Raw genomic sequence first — 17,756 nt, 5'->3', positions numbered from 1 at the left:
TGATTCGGGGGGTGGTGATTGCTGAAAAACTAGACGCGCAGGATGCGCTCGCCGCGACCGATGCCGCTGGCGCCGGTGCGTACTGTCTCGAGAATTGCGCTGCGCTCGATGGCCTCGAGAAACGCGTCGTTCTTTCCGTGGTCGCCGGTCAGTTCGATGGTGTAGCTCTTGTCCGTGACGTCGATGATGCGGCCGCGGAAGATCTCGGCCATGCGCATCATTTCTTCGCGCTCCTTGCCGACCGCGCGCACCTTCACCATCATGAGCTCGCGCTCGGTGTAGGCGCCTTCGGTCAGGTCGACGACCTTGACCACTTCGATCAGGCGGTTGAGATGCTTGGTGATCTGTTCGATCACGTCGTCCGAGCCCGCGGTGACGATGGTCATGCGCGAGAGGCTCGGGTCCTCGGTCGGCGCGACGGTCAGCGATTCGATGTTGTAGCCGCGGGCCGAAAAAAGGCCCACCACGCGGGAAAGAGCACCCGGCTCGTTTTCCAGCAACACTGCAATGATGTGTTTCATGTTTGCGTGACTCCTCTTTTCGCCGCCCTCCCCCGTGCACGGTAATGCGCGGGCTTGGCGGTCAATAGATTCGTCAGTGAAGAGTTAAGCGAATGCGCCGCGGATCAGAGATCTTCGGCACCCAACAACATCTCGGTGATGCCCATGCCGGCCTTGACCATCGGGAACACGTTCTCGGTGGGGTCGGTACGGAAATCCATGAACACCGTGCGGTCCTTGAGCTTGCGTGCTTCGCGCAGCGCCGGCTCCACGTCTTGTGGACGCTCGATCAGCATGCCGACGTGGCCATAGGCCTCGGCCAGCTTCACGAAATTGGGGAGCGCATCCATGTAGCTGTGGCTGTAGCGGCCGGAGTATTCGATCTCCTGCCACTGGCGCACCATGCCCAGGTAGCGGTTGTTGAGCGAGCAGATCTTGATCGGCGTGTTGTACTGCAGGCAGGTGGAGAGCTCCTGGATGCACATCTGCACCGAACCCTCGCCCGTGATGGTGAACACTTCCGAATCGGGCTTCGCGAGCTTGATGCCCATGGCGTAGGGAATGCCCACGCCCATGGTGCCCAGGCCGCCCGAGTTGATCCAGCGGCGCGGCTCGTCGAAACGGTAGTACTGCGCGGCCCACATCTGGTGCTGACCGACGTCCGACGTGATGTATGCGTCGGCGTCCTTGGTCATGTTCCAGAGGGTCTCGACCACGTACTGCGGCTTGATCACGTCCTTGTTGCCGCGGTCGTACTTCAGGCAATCGCGCGAGCGCCAGGCCTCGATGGTCTTCCACCAATCGGCCAGCGCGCCTGCGTCGGGCTTGGTGGTGCTCTCGCGGATCATCGAGATCAGTTCGGTGAGCACGTCCTTCACGTCGCCGACGATCGGAATGTCGACCTTCACGCGCTTGGAGATGCTCGACGGATCGATGTCGATGTGGATGATCTTGCGTTCGTTCTGCGCGAAGTGCTTGGGGTTGCCGATCACGCGGTCATCGAAGCGCGCCCCCACGGCCAGCAGCACGTCGCAGTTCTGCATTGCGTTGTTGGCTTCGATGGTGCCGTGCATGCCCAGCATGCCCAGAAACTTGCGGTCGCTCGCCGGATAGGCGCCCAGGCCCATCAGCGTGTTGGTCACCGGGTAGCCGAGCATGTCGACCAGCGTGCGCAGTTCGTTGCAGGCGTTGCCGAGCAGCACACCGCCGCCCGTGTAGATGTAAGGACGCTTGGCGTTGAGCAACAGTTGCAACGCCTTGCGGATCTGCCCGCCATGGCCTTTGCGCACCGGGTTGTACGAACGCATCTCGACCTTGTCGGGATAGCCGGCGTACGGCGTCTTCTTGAAGGAGACGTCCTTGGGCACGTCCACCACCACCGGGCCCGGCCGGCCGCTGCGTGCGATGTGGAAGGCCTTTTTCATCGTCATGGCCAGATCCTTGGGATCCTTGACGAGGAAGTTGTGCTTCACGATGGGACGCGTGATGCCCACGGTGTCGCATTCCTGGAAGGCATCGAGGCCGATGGCCGCGGTGGGTACCTGGCCCGAGATGATCACCATCGGGATCGAGTCCATGTACGCCGTGGCAATGCCGGTGACCGCATTGGTCAGCCCGGGCCCGGACGTGACCAGCGCCACGCCGACGTCGCCGGTGGCGCGCGCATAGCCGTCGGCCGCGTGGACGGCCGCCTGCTCGTGGCGCACCAGCACGTGCTGGATCGTGTCCTGCTTGTAGAACGCGTCGTAGATGTACAGAACCGCACCGCCAGGGTAGCCCCAGACGTACTGGACGCCTTCGGCCTGCAGTGCCTTGACCAGCACTTCAGCGCCCATGAGTTCTTGCGTTGGGTTGCCGGCGCCAGAGGACGCGGCTGCTGCGGAAGCGAGTTCCGCCTTAGAGATTTCCATGATCAACCTTTGGAGTTTTTTCGGGAACGAAAAACCTTGGGTGCCCCTTGCCAGCCCTTGTGGGGCCGCGCCAGGACTTGAGGCCAAAGCCATGAGCGGACTGATGTTCCGCCGGACCGTGACCCGTTTGCCTTTTGACTTGCAGCGCGGATTATGACATTGATGAGGGGGCCTCCAGCCCAAAACCCTCGCGAAAAGGCACAGGGGCATAATCCGCGGCAGAAAAACACAAGCGCTCCCCAGACACCCATTTCCCACGCGGCGTCCTGCGGCGCCCCCTCTCGCTTGGCCACTGAACAAGAACTTTCCGACTTTCTGAAGAGCGTCGAACGGCGTGCTTTCAAGCGCTCGGTCTATCACGTGCGGGACGAGGAAGCGGCACTCGACATCGTGCAGGACAGCATGATGAAGCTGGCGCAGCATTACGGCGACAAACCGCCGGAAGAGCTGCCGATGCTGTTCCAGCGCATTCTTTCGAATTGCACGCTCGACTGGTTTCGCAGGCAAAAAACCCGCCGCGCCCTGTTCTCGAACCTCGGCGACTTCGAGGCGGCCGGCGACGACGGCGATTTCGATCTTCTGGAGAACTTCGTCTCTCCAACCGACTCTAGGGAAACGGAGAGCGCGGAGGACACCACCCGACGCGCCCAGGTGTTCCACGAGATCGAAGAACAGATCGCCGCTTTGCCGGGACGTCAACGCGAGGCTTTCCTGATGCGTTATTGGGAAGAAATGGATGTGGCGGAGACGGCCGCTGCAATGGGCTGCTCCGAAGGCAGCGTCAAAACCCATTGTTCGCGGGCCGTGCACGCCCTGAGCAAGGCGCTCAAAGCCAAGGGAATTTCGCTATGAACACTAAGGTTCCAACCTCTTCTTTTGCCGTCGAAGATCAATTCGGACAGCGTGTGGCTGCGCGGCTTTCCGCCGGCACGCGGGAGCTGCCGCACGACATCGGCGAGCGGCTGCGCGTGGCGCGGGCGCAAGCCGTCGCCATGCGCAAGCAAGCCCCCCAATTGCGGGCAGCCACGGTCATCATGCGATCCGGGCATGTGGCAACCATGGGCGGCGGCTGGTGGACGCGCATCGGCTCGGTGGTGCCCCTGATCGCGTTGGTCGCGGGCCTCATCACCATCAGCGTGATGCAGGACGAAGACCGTGCCAGCGAGTTGGCGGAAGTCGACTCGGCCCTGCTGACGGACGATCTTCCGCCCGCCGCCTACACGGACCCGGGGTTCGCGCAGTTCCTCAAGGTCAAGGCTGACGGCGCCTCCGACTGAAATCCGCCGACCGCATGCGACGCACTTCCGTTTCCCGCACCGACGCGTCCCGCGCGCTGCGCCCGCAAACGTCGGGCGCAGTCGTCTGGGCATTTGCGCTCGCTGTTGCGGCGTTCGGCCTGACGCTGGCCAGCGCCCAGCCCCATTCCTCGTCGGCCAAGCCGGGCGAGACTGCCCAGATTGCGCCGGTGGCAGCCTCGAGCCCCTCCGCGCCAAAGGCAACCAAACCCTACTGGAGCGAACTCACCGCAGAGCAGCAGCAGGCGCTGCAGCCGCTCGCGTCGCATTGGCACACCCTGAATGCGGGCCACAAGCGCAAATGGCTGGCACTGTCACGCAACTACGCGAACATGTCGGCCGATGATCGAACCACCCTGCACAGCCGCATGATCGAATGGGCCGCCCTCAGCAACCAGCAGCGCGCCCAGGCCCGCCTCAACTTTGCCGAGGTCAAGCGCGTTCCTGCCGACGAGCGCAAGGCCAAGTGGGAGCAATATCAGGCATTGAGCGAGGAAGAAAAGCGCCGTCTCGCAGAGCGCGCGCCCGCCAAACCCTACGGCGCGGCCATTCCGGTGCGTCCTGTTCCCGCCCAGAAACTCGTGACAGTGCCGGCCGTGACGCCTGCAGGGCAGCACACGCCCCGCATCATGCTGGCTCCGCCCCCTTCGGCTGTGCCGGCCGCAGCACCTGCGGCCGCCGTCATGGTGGCGTCGCCGCCGGAGCGCATTCCGGCCATCGTGTCGGCGCCTGCCGCGTCTGGCACGTCCAACGTGGCGTCACAGCCGGTTCCTCCGGCCGAGGCCCAAGTGCTGGTGCCGCCGGCTGTCACGGCGCCGTCGCCTTCCAATCCTGCAGGCCGCACTGCCGAGCAGCCCTCGCCCCCCTGATTCCCAAGGTTTCGATGGTTTCAAATGCTTCCGAGAGTTCGGAATCGAATCCTCCTTCTTCGTCCGCAGAATCTCCAGGCAACGCTCCTCTTTCGATAGTGCCCGGCCTGTGGCGCCGAATGGCATGCTGGCTGTATGAAGGCATGCTGCTGTTTGCGGTGGTGTTTGTCGCGGGCTGGCTGTTCAGCACGCTTGGCCAGATGCGCGATGCCATGGACTCTCGCCGGCACCTGCTCCAGGCGTTCCTCTTCGTAGTTTTCGGCGTCTACTTCGTCTGGTTCTGGACCCGGGGACAGACACTGGCCATGAAAACCTGGAACATCCGCATCGTCGACCTGCACGGGCACCCGCTCACTCAGCGGCGCGCCCTGGCGCGCTATCTGCTGAGCTGGATCTGGTTCCTGCCGCCCTTGGCGGCCATCGCACCTTTCAGGCTGTCGGGAGGAGAATCGGCGGTGCTGATCTTCGGATGGGTCGCCGTCTGGGCACTGCTGGCGCGCTTCCACCCCGAGCGCCAGTTCTGGCACGACGCCTGGGCCGGTACGCGGCTCATCACCTCCAAGCCCATGAGCCGCCAATGAGTGCCTTGCCCAAGCTTCCAGACCCCGCCGTCAACCCGCAAAAGGCCCGCAAAGGCCTGGAGCGCGTGTGGCACGCCACGCTGATTTCCTTGCACGGGCTTCGCGCGGGCTGGAGCGAGCCGGCCTTCCGCCAGGAAGCCGTGATGGCCATCGTGATGATCCCGGCGTCGTTCTGGCTCGGCCGCAGCTGGGTCGAAGTGGCCCTGCTGGCGGGCAGCGCCATCCTGGTGATGATCGTCGAGCTGCTCAACACCGCGGTCGAGGCCGCCATCGACCGCATCGGGCCCGAATGGCACGACCTCTCCAAGCGCGCCAAGGACATGGGCAGCGCCGCCGTCTTGTTGTCGCTCGCCCTGTGCGGAGGCATCTGGCTGGCGGCTTTGTGGCAGCACTTCGCGTCATGAAGGCGCCCGCCGCACGAGGCATGATGGCGGCATGAATCCTGAATTTTCGATCTGTGTGTATTGCGGCTCGCGCCCCGGCGAGCGGGTTGAGTTTTCCAAGGCCGCGGAAGCGGTTGGCCAGTGGATCGGCGCGCACCGCGGCCAGCTGGTCTACGGCGGCGGACGCACCGGGCTAATGGGTACCGTGGCCGAGGCCACGCGCAACGCCGGCGGCCGCGTCGTCGGCATCATTCCCAAGGCCCTGGTCGATCGGGAACTGGCCAATCCGCTGTGCGACGAACTCCACGTGGTCGACACCATGCACGAGCGCAAGGCCATGATGGGCGAGCGCGCCGACGCCTTCATTGCTTTACCGGGCGGTATCGGCACCTTCGAGGAACTGTTCGAGATCTGGACCTGGCGCCAGCTCGGCTACCACGACAAGCCCACCGGCATCCTGAACACCGCCGGCTACTACGACGGCTTGCTGGGCTTCCTCGCGCACAGCGTGCGCGAAGGCTTCATGGGCGAATGGCAGATGGAGTTGGTCCGTACCGGCACCGATGCCACCGAACTGCTCACCGCGCTGCGCGCCGAAGTACCGCTCCACCCCCGCGGCGACAAGCTGGCCGAAAACCTCTGATCCGGCGGACGGTCCTCGCTGTCTTATTCCAGAAACACCGCGGAACCGGCTTTGCCGGGCCGCTGGTGTTGCCCCCGGTAGGGGGTTGGCGCAGCGACACGAAGTGCGCGAAGACCGGGGGCGAGCCGTCAGACGGCGTTTTCGTTCTCTTCGCCGGTGCGGATGCGCACGATGCGGTCCACGCTGGTGACGAAGATCTTTCCGTCGCCGATCTTGCCGGTGCGCGCGGAATTGACGATGGCCTCGATGCAGCGCTCCACGTCGTCCTCGTTCACGACCACTTCGACCTTCATCTTCGGCAGGAAGTCGACCACGTACTCGGCGCCACGGTAGAGCTCCGTGTGGCCTTTCTGGCGGCCAAACCCCTTCACTTCGGTCACCGTGAGGCCGGTAACGCCGACTTCGGCCAAGGCTTCGCGCACGTCCTCGAGCTTGAAGGGTTTGACGATGGCGGTGATCTGCTTCATGGTTTTTGCGCTCCGGCGGTTTCGTTGAATTTGCTGGTGATAGGGTAACGCCAATCCTTGCCGAAGCTCCGATGGGTGACCCGGATGCCCAATGGCGCCTGGCGCCGCTTGTATTCATTGATCTTCATGAGCCGCGCACCCCGCTCGACCTCGCAGATGCCTTCATCGTCCTGCATGTAGCGTGCCAGGATGCCGTCGCGGATGTCGGCTTTCACGGCATCATCGGAGGCTTCGGTGAAGGTGCCAGCGTGGTCGCCCAACACAAAATCGAGTTGCGCGACGATGAGCTTCAGCGTCATACACGGAAGGAAAAAAGGCTTGAACGATTATGTCATTCGGGTGGCGGCGTCGCTGTCGGACCTGAGCCCGAAAGCATGGAACGCGCTGCTCTCGGCCGAAGCGGAGCCGTCGCCTTTCATGCGCTACGAATACCTTGCGGCAATGCAGGAGAGCGGCAGCGCCTCGCCCGAGAGCGGATGGATGCCGCAATTCATCACCCTGTGGCGCGGCGACGAGCTGCAGGCCGCCTGTCCGGCATACATCAAGACCCACTCCTACGGCGAATACGTCTTCGACTGGGCCTGGGCCAATGCCTACGAGCAGCACGGGCTTGCCTACTATCCGAAGGCGGTGGTGGCAGTGCCGTTTACGCCAGTGCCGGGCGCACGATTGCTGGCGCGCGATGCACAGGCCCGCACACTGCTGGTGCAAGCATTGGTGGCTTGGTGCAAGCAGGAAGAGCTTTCGTCGCTGCACCTGCTGTTCGGTGCAGACGCCGACATCGCCGCCTGCACCGAAGCGGGCCTGATGCTGCGCAACACGGTGCAGTTTCACTGGATGAACGCGATGCCGGAAGCGCCGGGCGGAACCACCGGCTACGCGGACTTCGAGTCCTTCCTTGCCAGCCTGTCCCACGACAAGCGCAAGAAGATCCGCCAGGAGCGCCGCAAGGTAGCCGAGGCCGGCGTGACTTTTCGCTGGTCGCGCGGCGCCGACATCACGCCGACGGATTGGGACTTTTTCTACCGCTGCTATGCACGCACCTACCGCGAGCATGGCAACCCGCCCTATCTTTCGCGCGACTTCTTCCAGCGCATGGCCGACACCATGCCTGAGGCCTGGCTGCTGTTCGTCGCCGAACGCGCGGGCAAGCCCATTGCCACGAGCCTGATCGCGCTGTCTACACACGCGGACGACGCGCTGGTGGCCTATGGCCGCTACTGGGGCGCGCTCGAACGCGTCGACTGCCTGCACTTCGAGGCCTGCTATTACCAGCCACTGGCCTGGTGCATCGCGCACGGCGCCAAGCGCTTCGAGGGTGGCGCGCAAGGCGAGCACAAGATGGCCCGCGCATTGATGCCGGTGAAGACCACCAGCGCCCATTGGCTCGCGCACCCCGCGTTCGCCGACGCGGTCGAGCGCTTTCTCGAGCGTGAGGGCGAAGGCATCGAGAACTACATGGACCACCTGGGCGAACGCAGCCCCTTCAAGGCTGGTTGAGAGGCGGCTCGCGCGGCCGCCATTGCAAGGCGCCGCGGCTGCGGCCCTCCTTGCGGTCTGAAGCTTTTCTTACTTCTTGTAGGCAGCAATGCCGTCGATCACTTCCTTCTTGGCCGCGTCGATGCCTTCCCAGCCGAGCACCTTGACCCACTTGCCGGCTTCCAGGTCCTTGTAGTGCTCGAAGAAGTGGCTGATGGCCTTCAGGCGCATCGGGTTCACGTCGTCGACGGACTTCCAGTGGCTGTAGATCGGCAGCACCTTGTCGGTGGGCACGGCCAGCACCTTGCCATCCACGCCGGCTTCGTCTTCCATCATCAGGATGCCGAGCGGGCGGCACGGCACGACCACGCCGGGCAGCAGCGGATACGGAGCGATCACCAGCACGTCGACCGGGTCGCCGTCGCCCGACAGCGTCTGCGGCACATAGCCGTAGTTGGCCGGGTAGTACATCGCGGTCGTCATGAAGCGGTCCACGAAGATGGCGCCCGATTCCTTGTCGACTTCGTACTTGATCGGGTCGGCGTTCATCGGGATTTCGATCACGACATTGAAGGCGTCGGGGATGTTTTTGCCGGGGGAGACTTTGTCGAAGGACATGACGTTTTCGGGTAGTTGAAAAGTATGAGGGGAGATGGGGACAAACCCGGAGTTTACTTTCCGTGTCATGGCACGGTCGCACACGCATGCGTTTTTGCCTGTAAATTGCAACCGTTGGCCAATCGGCTCCGCACTTCGGTGCAGCGAGCTTCGAGGAAGCAACGCGACGGAAAACCTGGGTCCCGTACGCGTTGCGCGCAGGATCCATGCTGTCCGTCTCCACAAGTCACAACGAACGAATGGAGAAGCAAAGCATGATCGGCAACACCCCCCTGATACTCGCCATCGTCTGCGGCCTCGTGGCTGTCGGCTACGGTTTCTGGGCCCGAAGTTGGATTCTCGCCAAGGACCCCGGCAATGCGCGAATGCAGGAAATCGCGGCAGCCATCCAGGCCGGCGCCTCCGCCTACCTCGCCAAGCAATACACCACCATCGCGGTGGTCGGGCTGGTGCTGGCCATCCTCATTGGCATCTTTCTCGACGCGACCACGGCCGTCGGCTTCGTGGTGGGTGCAGTGCTCTCGGGCGCCTGCGGCTTCATCGGCATGAACGTTTCGGTGCGCGCCAACGTGCGCACCGCGCAGGCGGCCACGCAAGGCATCGGCCCGGCGCTCGACGTCGCGTTTCGCGGCGGCGCCATCACCGGCATGCTGGTGGTAGGCCTGGGACTCCTGGGCGTCTCGGTCTTCTACTGGTTTTTGGCGGGCAACGGCAACCTCACGCCGGACCGCAGCCTTTCGAACATCCTCAATCCGCTGATCGGCTTTGCCTTCGGTTCCTCGCTGATCTCGATCTTCGCGCGGCTGGGCGGCGGCATCTTCACCAAGGGCGCCGACGTGGGCGCCGACCTGGTGGGCAAGGTCGAAGCGGGCATTCCCGAAGACGATCCGCGCAACCCGGCAGTGATTGCGGACAACGTGGGTGACAACGTCGGCGACTGCGCGGGCATGGCGGCCGACCTGTTCGAGACCTACGCGGTCACGCTCATCGCCACCATGGTGCTGGGTGCGCTGATGGTCACGGCGGCGCCGGTCAACGCGGTGCTCTACCCGCTGGCGCTGGGTGGCGTGTCGATCATCGCCTCGATCATCGGCTGCTTCTTCGTCAAGGCCTCGCCTGGCATGGTCAACGTGATGCCGGCGCTCTACAAGGGCCTTGCCGTCGCGGGCATCCTCTCGCTGATCGCCTTCTGGTTCGTCACGAGCTGGATCATTCCCGACAACGCGATTGCCCCGAGCGGCAGCCAGCTCAAGCTGTTCGGCGCCTGCTTCGTCGGCCTCGCGCTCACGGCCGCGCTGGTGTGGATCACCGAGTACTACACCGGCACCCAGTACAAGCCAGTGCAGCACATCGCGCAGGCCTCGACCACGGGCCATGGCACCAACATCATCGCGGGCCTCGGCGTCTCGATGCGCTCCACAGCCTGGCCGGTGATCTTCGTCTGCATTGCCATCATGGCCTCGTACACGCTCGCGGGCCTGTTCGGCATTGCGGTGGCTGCGACGGCCATGCTCAGCATGGCGGGCATCGTGGTGGCGCTCGACGCCTACGGTCCCATCACCGACAACGCCGGTGGCATCGCCGAGATGAGCGAGATGCCGGCCAGCGTGCGCGACATCACCGACCCGCTCGACGCAGTCGGCAACACCACCAAGGCCGTGACCAAGGGCTACGCCATCGGCTCGGCCGGCCTCGCCTCGCTGGTGCTCTTTGCCGACTACACCCACAAGCTGGAAAGCTTCGGGCTGAACATCAGCTTCAACCTGAGCGACCCGATGGTGATCGTCGGCCTTTTCATCGGCGGGTTGATTCCCTACCTGTTCGGCGCCATGGCCATGGAAGCCGTGGGCCGCGCGGCTGGCGCCGTTGTCGAGGAGGTGCGCAGGCAGTTCCGCGAGATCCCCGGCATCATGGAAGGCACCGGCAAGCCGGAGTACGGCAAGGCCGTGAGCATGCTGACGGGCGCGGCCATCAAGGAAATGATGATCCCCTCGCTGCTGCCGGTGGTGGTGCCGATCCTGGTCGGCCTGCTGCTCGGACCCAAGGCACTGGGCGGCCTGCTGATGGGCACCATCGTCACCGGCCTGTTCGTCGCCATTTCGATGTGCACCGGCGGCGGCGCATGGGACAACGCGAAGAAGTACATCGAGGACGGCCACCACGGCGGCAAGGGCTCCGAGGCACACAAGGCCGCCGTCACCGGCGACACCGTGGGCGACCCCTACAAGGACACGGCCGGCCCGGCCGTGAACCCGCTCATCAAGATCATCAACATCGTGGCGCTGCTGATCGTGCCGCTGGTGGTCAAGTTCCACGCCGGCGACGCGGGCGCAGCCGTGCCGCACAAGATCGAGACACCTCCGCCTGCAACCGCGCCAGCTGCTTCGGCAGTGCCCGCGGCCCCGGCGGCTGCAGTGGCTTCAGGCGCCGTGGCCGCCGCCGAAGGCGCGGCCGTGAAGGTCGAGAACGGCGTGGTGAAGTTCTATTTCGAAAGCGGCAAGGCCGAGGTCGCCCCCAATGCCAAGGAGGCGCTGGCCGACGTGATCAAGGCCGTGCAGAGCGGCAGCACGGTGCTCGTGAGCGGCTATCACGACGCCAGCGGCGATGCGGCGGCGAACGCCGAGCTGGCCAAGCAGCGCGCCGTCGCGGTCGGCGATGCGCTCAAGGCCGCCGGTGCACCTGCTGACAAGGTCGAGCTTGCCAAGCCCGAACAAACCCAGGCCACAGGGCCAGCGAGCGAAGCCCGCCGGGTCGAAGTGAAGGTCAAGAGCTGATGCCCTCCGCGGAAAGACTCGAGGCCTTCATCGCCGCCGTGGAAAGCGGCGCGCATGCCAAGGCCATCGAGAACTACTACACCGAAGACGCGACCATGCGCGAAAACCAGGCCGCGCCCCGGCGCGGCCGCAGCACGCTGGTTGCACACGAGCAGGCGGTGCTCGACCGCACTGAATCTGTCGTCTCGACCTGCGTGCGCCCCGTGTTCGTGAACGGTGACCACGTGGTGATCCGCTGGGTTTTCGATTTCCGGTTCAAGGGCGGCAAGGCCATGCGGATGGAAGAGCTCGCGTGGCAGCGCTGGGACGGCGACCGCATCGCCGAGGAAGAGTTCTTCTACGATCCCGCGCAGAGCAAACCGGCCTGATCGGAAGCGCTGGCTCTAGGACCTCCCTGCCCTGCGCCAGCCGGCGCTCTACCTGAGGCTTTCGGCCGCCACCGCGCGCACCAGGCGCGTGGCCGGGGATACCAGCTGGCGCAGATCGTCCACGCGGTCCTGCTCGATGGCCTGGAGCACCAGTTCGTTGATGCCGCCCACGACCGTCAGGGCCATTTCGCTTGTCAGGTGCGCGGCGGGGCCCTGTGCGCCATTGCTGCTGCTGTTGATGGCCACCTGGATGAAGCTGGCGATTTCGGCGTTCACACGGCGCCGCGCCGCAAGCCCGGGCATTCCGAGGCCCAGGATCTCGACGAAGAGCGTACGCAGCAGCACCGGATCCTGCGCCAGATAGTCGAGGTATGCCGTCATGGCCTGCTCCACTTGCTGGTGCCAGGGTTGCGCCGGATCGAAGGCCTCGGCGACCGCCCGCAGCGCCAGCTTGCTGGCCGCCTCGTAGAGCGAAACCAGGCATTCGGCCTTGGTCGTGAAATGCTCGTAGAAGGTCCGCCGCGAGACGGCTGCCTCGCGCACGATATCGGCGATGGTCGTGTCCGCGTAACCCTTGGCCGCCACCGCCCGCGCCATGCCTTCCAGCAGTCGGGAATAGTGCTCGTGCGCCGGTGGTGCGGGAGAGCCGGCCACTGCCGGACTTTCAGTTGCTGTGTTCATGGATGGCACATTTTCCTACGCATTGGTACTTGACGGTACCCACCGTAGTGCGCACCATCCGATCAATCGGTACGAATGTGTACCAACCCAGTTCCTCGAGGACCGCTTTCATGACCGACCTTGTCGTGCGCCGCCTGCTGATCGACCTGCAAACGCCGTTCGGCCGCAACTGGTGCGGCGGCGATGCATTCTCGACCGCGTTCTTCAATGCGCTGTCGATGAGCTTTCCGTTCGGCGAGCAGTTCTTCATCGACGCGGTGCGCGACGTCATGGCCACGCTGCCGCCGGAGGCGCAGGAAAAGCACCGCGCCGACGTACGCGGCTTCATCGGCCAGGAAGCCACGCATCGCCGCATCCATTCGCTTTTCAACGGGCATCTCGAGAGCCTGGGTTTGAAGGATGGCTGGTCGCCACGGGCGGCCAGGCGCATGCAACTCATGGAAGGCGCCGACCCTCGCCACGCACTGGCAGTGACCGCGGCCACGGAGCATTTCACGGCCATGTTCGCCGAATGGCTGCTGGCCCGCCCCGAAGTGCTCGAAGGCGCCGAACCTCGCCTCCGGACCATGTGGCTTTGGCACAGCGCCGAGGAACTGGAACACAAAGCCGTCGCCTTCGACCTCTACAAGGCCGCCGGGGGTTCGGACCCATGGCGCACCCGATGGTTTCGCCGCGTGACGCTCATGTTCCTGGGCGATTTGATGCGGCAGACAGCCGCCAACTTGCGCCATGAAGGGCAGTTGTGGAAATGGGCGACCTGGAAGAGTGCCGTGCGCATTCTGCTCGGCCGGGGCGGCCTCTTTCAAGGCAACTGGAGCGCTTGGCGCGGCTATTTCCGCGCCGATTTTCACCCGGCGCAGCAGGACAGCAGCCTTTCGGTCCGCTGGCTCGAGGACAACCGCGCGCAGTACTCGCCCGTCGGGCCGGCTTCCGAAGCAGCCGCCGCCGCGCTTCAGTAAAAGGTGGCTCGGTGCGTGGACGCGCCTGCGCGCTGCTCGGGCCGCAGCGTCAGTTCGTGCAAGGTATCGAAGTCGGACGGTGCATCGGGCACGCGCATCACCACCTCCTCCTCGGTCAACGAGGCCACCCACAGGCCTGCAGGTGACTCGGCAGGCTCATCGTTGGCGAAGGTGCCATCGCGGATATAGAGGGTTTCGCCCTCCGTACGCTCCGTATGGAGGTCGACGAGGCGCGAAATGGAGAAGTTGTAGGTCACGAGCTTTTCGCGCGTGGTGCGGTCCTTGCCGCCGCAATTGAAGGAGCCCTCAGAGGCAATGACGATGCAGGAGCCCTCCACGCCATTGTCGACCTGAGTCCCGGTGCGCCAGATGGCATTCGGAAGCCTCACGCGCACTTTGTCGATTACCAGGTCGCGCTGTTTGTTGAGGCTGCCGAGAGGGGGAACCAGTGAGCGCAGTTGGCGCAGGCGCTCGGCAAAGTTGTCGTCCATGAGGAATTCGACGTGGTGCGTTGCGCTGCCGGAGGAGCGCTTGACAACCTGCATCACGACATGACGCGGCTTACTCATTGCAAGTCCTTCCGCAGATCGTCCGGCGCTGGACGTCATTGCCTGTATACAAAATCATTTGTCGTCGACTACAAATTAGAACTTTTTATTTATGCAATAGATGCATCATTTGTTTCTAACTGTATATCCATTCCACGCGCTTTGGAAAGAAAATCTGCAATGCGCACCCAAGGCATGTCGCAAAAGCGACGCGAAAACCCGCCCAAGAGCGAGTTTCGATCTATTCGAGCGATTCGTCGAGCGCCTTGCACGAAGGTGCGCACACCGTCTGCGACTTGCCAAGCACCTGGCGGGTACGCAGCTGCGAGCGCACCCGGTGTTTTCCGCACATGAAGCAGGACATGGTCGCACCGCTGAACGACGCCGAAGCGCGGAACGGCGAACCGGGTGTTTTTGACTTGTATCGCAGGCCGTCGGCCACAACGGCGGTCTTGACCTCAGCTTTGGCCATCGGCTTTATCCTTTTTGGGTTCGGTGTTGCGCATCGCGCGTTCAATGGCTTTCCTGGCGCTGACTTCGGCTGCAAGCGCCGCGTCGAGCGCCGAGCGGCACAGGCCGGCGTGCTGGTAATTGAGATTTTCGTACACCTCGGCCGCAGCCGGGTACGCGTCGAGCAGGCGGCCCAGGTCGGCGCCCGGTTCAACGTCGCTGAATTCGTGCACCAGGTGCTCGACCACCGAGCGGTATTGCTCGGCGCTGACAGGGACGGCGCTGTGTTCGAGCCGTTCCAGCAGCTGAGCCAGCACGTGGGTCACTGCCAGATCGGTCTTGGGAGACGGATGGTCGGTCGTGTTCATGGTTTGCATCTGGGGGCAGCATACGCCTATGCAAGTGGCTGCTCCGGTCGTGGGGCCGTCTCCTGGGCAGTCCGCATACGCTGGAGCAGGCTGTGGAGCATTTCTGTCGACAGCCCGTGGATCACCAGCCGGTGGCCGGCTCGCAGGGTCGACAGCGGTACCAGCGGATGCTTGTTGTTCACCAGGATCAGGTGTTCGGGCGCGCCCAGCAAGGTGGCCGCGTAGATGCCGATCGTTTCATCCAGTTGCAGGGAATTGGCGGCGCGCCAGAAGTCGTTGTCCGTCAGCATCAGCTGGTACAGCGGCGTGAACAGTTCGATGGCGCTCTGCAGGTCGAGAAAGTTGAGCCGGCCGCGCGGCATGTCCGAAAGCCGCAACCCAGGGCCCTTGATCATCGAAAAGTCGACATCGGGCGACTTGCCCAGCACCAGCCCCTTGTCGCGCAGCGCTTGGTTCAAGCGGATCACGAAGTTGAAGAGGTTGAGGTCGTGCTTCAGGAACATCTCGTCCTTCAGCGCATCGATGTCGGCCGGCTCCAGCGGCGAGGTGCCCACCGGCGCAGGCGAATTGCGGCCGATGAAGCCCAGCACCTGCGAGCCGAGGTGAAAGTGCCGCAGGATCAGCCAATTGGCTTCCGGCGACACAAAGCGTTTCAGCCCCCAGGCCAGCAGCCGGTGCAGCAGCTTCGAGTGCGACCAGTTGCGCGGCACGAACACTTTCACCACCTGGATCAGGACGATAGTCAGCCGCGCCACCGGCCGCAGGAACGGCAGCAGATACTGGCGCGAACCCGAGCTCGAATCGGCGAGCCATGCCGCCTTGACCTCGTCCGGCAGCGGCGTGCTCTGGTCGAGATAGAGCGCGAGCCAGGGACTGGGATCGCGCTCGTCGTGCCCCTGCGCAAGGAAATCAGGCATTCGACTCATGTGGCATCCGCTCCGTGATGTGCTGAAACTGCATCAGGTACAGCGCCGCCGTATGGCGTGCGGTATCGATGATCTGGCGAGCCGCCCTGCCCCGTCCGGTGGCATCTTGGCCGTCTTTGCCCGCCTCCACCGCTATCACCATCTCGACCGCGGCGAGCCAGCGGTTCAGGTGGTTCTCGTCGTTGTGGCCGTGGTACTCGAGAAAGCGGAACGCATCGGGCGGCAGCTTCAGGCCGGCCTTGATGAGCGGCAGCAGCGCGGGCACGATGCGTTGGCCCGTTCCTTCGATGATGTAGATGGCACCCAGCAGGCCGATGGGGTCGCGCGTGGCCGCCAGCCCATGCAGGTAGGCATTGAGCGCCTCCCCGCCGGGGTTGCGGCGCAAGTCGTCGATCCGCGCCACGGTGCCGCCGGCTTTCCTGTAGTCGCTGAAGAGAATGTTGAAGTCGTCCTGCTCCTCGCCCGCATGCACGTCGATCAGCGCGGCGAGAGTCTTGTACGGACCGGTCAGCGAAGCGGCGCCTTCGCGCATCCAGCGGCTGCCTTCGCGCACCTGCGGAATCCATTGCTCCATCCAGTTCAGGTAATCCGGCAAGGCAAAGCGGCGTTCGCGGATCTGGCGGATCAGCGGCGTGCGCCACACGTTCGAGCGGTAGTCGTGCCAGATGCCGGCCAGTTCGGTCAGCAGTGCGCCCAGGCCTTCAGGCGCGGCGGCTGGATCGTGCGGCGGCGCAATCGCAGTCTCTTCGTCGGGCGCTGCCTCGGTCGCCTTGTGAGATACGGCCACCGCCCGAGCCGGCGCATCGGATGCCTCGGCCTGCAGCAGCATGTAGGCGGCCATGAAGCGCCCCGATTCCGGTACATAGCAGAAGATCTGCTCCCCAGGCTTCAGCGCCTTGGTGTGCAAAAACTCCGACAGCATGATCAGGATCGACGCCGCACCAGTGTTGCCGCGCCAGGCCAGATTGCTCCACCACCGCTCGCGGGGAATCGCGAGGTCGGCCTTGGTCATCAGGTCTTCGACCACTGGAATGAATTTTTCCGACGAGTAGTGGCACAGGAAATGATCGACCTGCTTCGGATCGACCCATCCGCCCTGCACCAGCGTCGCGTATTCATGGATGCCGATGTCGAACAGATGCGGCAGCAGGCGAATGTCCTGCCGCAGAGACAGGGCGCCGGCTGCTTCCGCCTCCGCCCAGGAGCCGAAATCGAGATGGCCGCGGGCGCGGTCCTCGGTCAGCCCCAACTGCATGCACACGGGGTAGTCGCCCGAGAACGCGCGCTGGTGCACCCATTTCAGCCTCAGGCGAAGCCCCGGGTTGCCGGCCAGCGCGGGCATGCCGTCGGACAGCAGCAGTGCGCCCGCGCCGTCGGAAAGCATCCAGCGAAGAAAGTGCGAATCGAAGTCGGTTTCGTAGCCGCGCGCCGCAAAGCGCGAGCGCTTGAAAAGGCGCGACGGCATTTCGCTGGCCACCGCGAGCGCGGTGCGGTGCGCGCCCAGTTCGATGCCCTGCGCGGCCGACTGGATGGCCGACACGCCCGCAGCGCAGATGCCGTGCACCGACAGCGTTTCCATTGGCGGCGCAGCCAGCTCGCCCTGGATCATGTTGGCAAAGCCCGGCATCAGCGTGTCGCCGCCCGAAGATCCGCTGGCCAGCAGCGACACGCGCGACAGCTCGGCCCCGCCGCGCTGCAGGCAATCGCGAATCGCACCTGCGGCCAGTTGCGCATTGGTGTGGCGCGTCACGCCCTCCTCGTCGATCGCATAGTGCCGCGTGAGGATGCCGTTCTCGGCCAGGATGCGCCGCTTGATGCGCTCCGACATGCGGTTGAGCGGCGCGACGTAGGCATCCACTCGCTCGTTGGGAATGGGCTCGCCGGGCATGAAATAGCCGGCGCTCTCGATGTAGACGCGTTGAAATGGAACAGGCATG

At 64.4% G+C, this 17,756-nt stretch carries 20 protein-coding genes and 1 pseudogene; 10 read left to right on the top strand and 11 right to left on the bottom strand.

All coding sequences use genetic code 11. The features are described 5' to 3' along the window. Window positions 1-29: 29 nt before the first annotated feature. A complete protein-coding gene (gene ilvN / locus BLR24_RS17450; protein ID WP_055800077.1) occupies window positions 30-521 on the bottom strand; it encodes an acetolactate synthase small subunit in 492 nt (163 codons plus the stop codon). Between the two features lie 104 nt (window positions 522-625). Beyond that, the gene (locus BLR24_RS17445; RefSeq protein ID WP_093019121.1) at window positions 626-2,410 is read right to left on the bottom strand and encodes an acetolactate synthase 3 catalytic subunit; all 1,785 of its coding nucleotides are present in this window, start codon (window positions 2,408-2,410) and stop codon (window positions 626-628) included. A 285-nt stretch (window positions 2,411-2,695) separates the two neighbouring features. On the opposite strand from BLR24_RS17445, the gene BLR24_RS17440 reads away from it, so the two are divergent. From BLR24_RS17440 to BLR24_RS17415, 6 genes are read left to right on the top strand one after another with little or no spacing between them, the layout of a single operon-like run. After that, entirely contained in the window at window positions 2,696-3,262 is a 567-nt protein-coding gene (locus BLR24_RS17440; protein WP_093019119.1) for an RNA polymerase sigma factor, read from the top strand. Further along, window positions 3,259-3,687 (top strand): DUF3619 family protein, encoded by a 429-nt coding sequence (locus BLR24_RS17435; protein WP_093019117.1) that lies wholly within the window; start codon window positions 3,259-3,261, stop codon window positions 3,685-3,687. The genes BLR24_RS17440 and BLR24_RS17435 overlap by 4 nt, the downstream gene beginning before the upstream one ends. 14 nt (window positions 3,688-3,701) lie before the next feature. Next, on the top strand, window positions 3,702-4,574 hold the full coding sequence (locus tag BLR24_RS17430) for a DUF3106 domain-containing protein (RefSeq protein WP_093019115.1): 873 nt from the start codon (window positions 3,702-3,704) through the stop codon (window positions 4,572-4,574). Between the two features lie 14 nt (window positions 4,575-4,588). Beyond that, window positions 4,589-5,155 carry an RDD family protein gene (locus BLR24_RS17425; RefSeq protein ID WP_093019113.1) on the top strand — a complete coding sequence of 189 codons (567 nt, stop codon included), beginning with the start codon at window positions 4,589-4,591 and terminating at the stop codon, window positions 5,153-5,155. Further along, the gene (locus BLR24_RS17420; RefSeq protein ID WP_093019111.1) at window positions 5,152-5,559 is read left to right on the top strand and encodes a diacylglycerol kinase; all 408 of its coding nucleotides are present in this window, start codon (window positions 5,152-5,154) and stop codon (window positions 5,557-5,559) included. Before BLR24_RS17425 ends, BLR24_RS17420 begins: the two co-directional genes overlap by 4 nt. Before the next feature lie 31 nt (window positions 5,560-5,590). Next, window positions 5,591-6,181 carry an LOG family protein gene (locus tag BLR24_RS17415; protein ID WP_093019109.1) on the top strand — a complete coding sequence of 197 codons (591 nt, stop codon included), beginning with the start codon at window positions 5,591-5,593 and terminating at the stop codon, window positions 6,179-6,181. Window positions 6,182-6,309: 128 nt separating this feature from the next. On the opposite strand, the gene BLR24_RS17410 is transcribed toward BLR24_RS17415, so the two are convergent. Continuing rightward, window positions 6,310-6,648 carry a P-II family nitrogen regulator gene (locus BLR24_RS17410; RefSeq protein WP_055800053.1) on the bottom strand — a complete coding sequence of 113 codons (339 nt, stop codon included), beginning with the start codon at window positions 6,646-6,648 and terminating at the stop codon, window positions 6,310-6,312. Beyond that, window positions 6,645-6,854, bottom strand: a pseudogene (locus tag BLR24_RS17405) (NAD+ synthase); the annotation flags it as partial. The gene BLR24_RS17410 and the pseudogene BLR24_RS17405, both read right to left, overlap by 4 nt. A gap of 112 nt (window positions 6,855-6,966) precedes the next feature. On the opposite strand from BLR24_RS17405, the gene BLR24_RS17400 reads away from it, so the two are divergent. After that, entirely contained in the window at window positions 6,967-8,148 is a 1,182-nt protein-coding gene (locus tag BLR24_RS17400; RefSeq protein WP_093019107.1) for a GNAT family N-acetyltransferase, read from the top strand. A gap of 69 nt (window positions 8,149-8,217) precedes the next feature. Here BLR24_RS17400 and ppa read toward each other — a convergent pair whose 3' ends face one another. Beyond that, a complete protein-coding gene (ppa, locus tag BLR24_RS17395; RefSeq protein WP_093019105.1) occupies window positions 8,218-8,745 on the bottom strand; it encodes an inorganic diphosphatase in 528 nt (175 codons plus the stop codon). A 254-nt stretch (window positions 8,746-8,999) separates the two neighbouring features. Between ppa and BLR24_RS17390 the strand changes: the two genes are divergently transcribed. Continuing rightward, window positions 9,000-11,519, top strand: coding sequence for a sodium-translocating pyrophosphatase (locus BLR24_RS17390; protein ID WP_093019576.1), 2,520 nt, complete (start codon window positions 9,000-9,002; stop codon window positions 11,517-11,519). Next, window positions 11,519-11,887: a nuclear transport factor 2 family protein gene (locus tag BLR24_RS17385; RefSeq protein ID WP_093019103.1), complete on the top strand. Its 369-nt coding sequence runs from the start codon at window positions 11,519-11,521 to the stop codon at window positions 11,885-11,887. Before BLR24_RS17390 ends, BLR24_RS17385 begins: the two co-directional genes overlap by 1 nt. Window positions 11,888-11,935: 48 nt before the next feature. Here BLR24_RS17385 and BLR24_RS17380 read toward each other — a convergent pair whose 3' ends face one another. Next, window positions 11,936-12,568: a TetR/AcrR family transcriptional regulator gene (locus BLR24_RS17380; RefSeq protein ID WP_093019101.1), complete on the bottom strand. Its 633-nt coding sequence runs from the start codon at window positions 12,566-12,568 to the stop codon at window positions 11,936-11,938. A gap of 110 nt (window positions 12,569-12,678) precedes the next feature. On the opposite strand from BLR24_RS17380, the gene BLR24_RS17375 reads away from it, so the two are divergent. Beyond that, window positions 12,679-13,527, top strand: a complete 849-nt coding sequence (locus BLR24_RS17375; RefSeq protein WP_093019099.1) for a metal-dependent hydrolase — start codon at window positions 12,679-12,681, stop codon at window positions 13,525-13,527. On the opposite strand, the gene BLR24_RS17370 is transcribed toward BLR24_RS17375, so the two are convergent. The 5 genes from BLR24_RS17370 to BLR24_RS17350 all read right to left on the bottom strand — a co-directional run bounded on the left by BLR24_RS17370 (window position 13,521) and on the right by BLR24_RS17350 (window position 17,755). After that, entirely contained in the window at window positions 13,521-14,018 is a 498-nt protein-coding gene (locus BLR24_RS17370) for a hypothetical protein (protein ID WP_254787397.1), read from the bottom strand. The genes BLR24_RS17375 and BLR24_RS17370 overlap by 7 nt on opposite strands. Window positions 14,019-14,316: 298 nt before the next feature. Then, complete coding sequence (locus BLR24_RS17365) at window positions 14,317-14,547, bottom strand: hypothetical protein (protein ID WP_055800144.1); 231 nt, start codon at window positions 14,545-14,547, stop codon at window positions 14,317-14,319. After that, a complete protein-coding gene (locus BLR24_RS17360; RefSeq protein WP_093019094.1) occupies window positions 14,534-14,902 on the bottom strand; it encodes a hypothetical protein in 369 nt (122 codons plus the stop codon). Before BLR24_RS17360 ends, BLR24_RS17365 begins: the two co-directional genes overlap by 14 nt. Window positions 14,903-14,919: 17 nt before the next feature. Then, entirely contained in the window at window positions 14,920-15,819 is a 900-nt protein-coding gene (locus BLR24_RS17355) for a DUF6999 family protein (protein ID WP_093019092.1), read from the bottom strand. Next, window positions 15,803-17,755, bottom strand: coding sequence for a StlD/DarB family beta-ketosynthase (locus tag BLR24_RS17350; RefSeq protein ID WP_093019090.1), 1,953 nt, complete (start codon window positions 17,753-17,755; stop codon window positions 15,803-15,805). Before BLR24_RS17350 ends, BLR24_RS17355 begins: the two co-directional genes overlap by 17 nt. Window position 17,756 lies beyond the last annotated feature (1 nt).

The sequence above is a fragment of the Variovorax sp. OV700 genome (assembly GCF_900099805.1).
Taxonomy (GTDB): Bacteria; Pseudomonadota; Gammaproteobacteria; order Burkholderiales; family Burkholderiaceae_C; genus Variovorax.
This window is presented reverse-complemented; position numbering and strand designations above follow the sequence as displayed.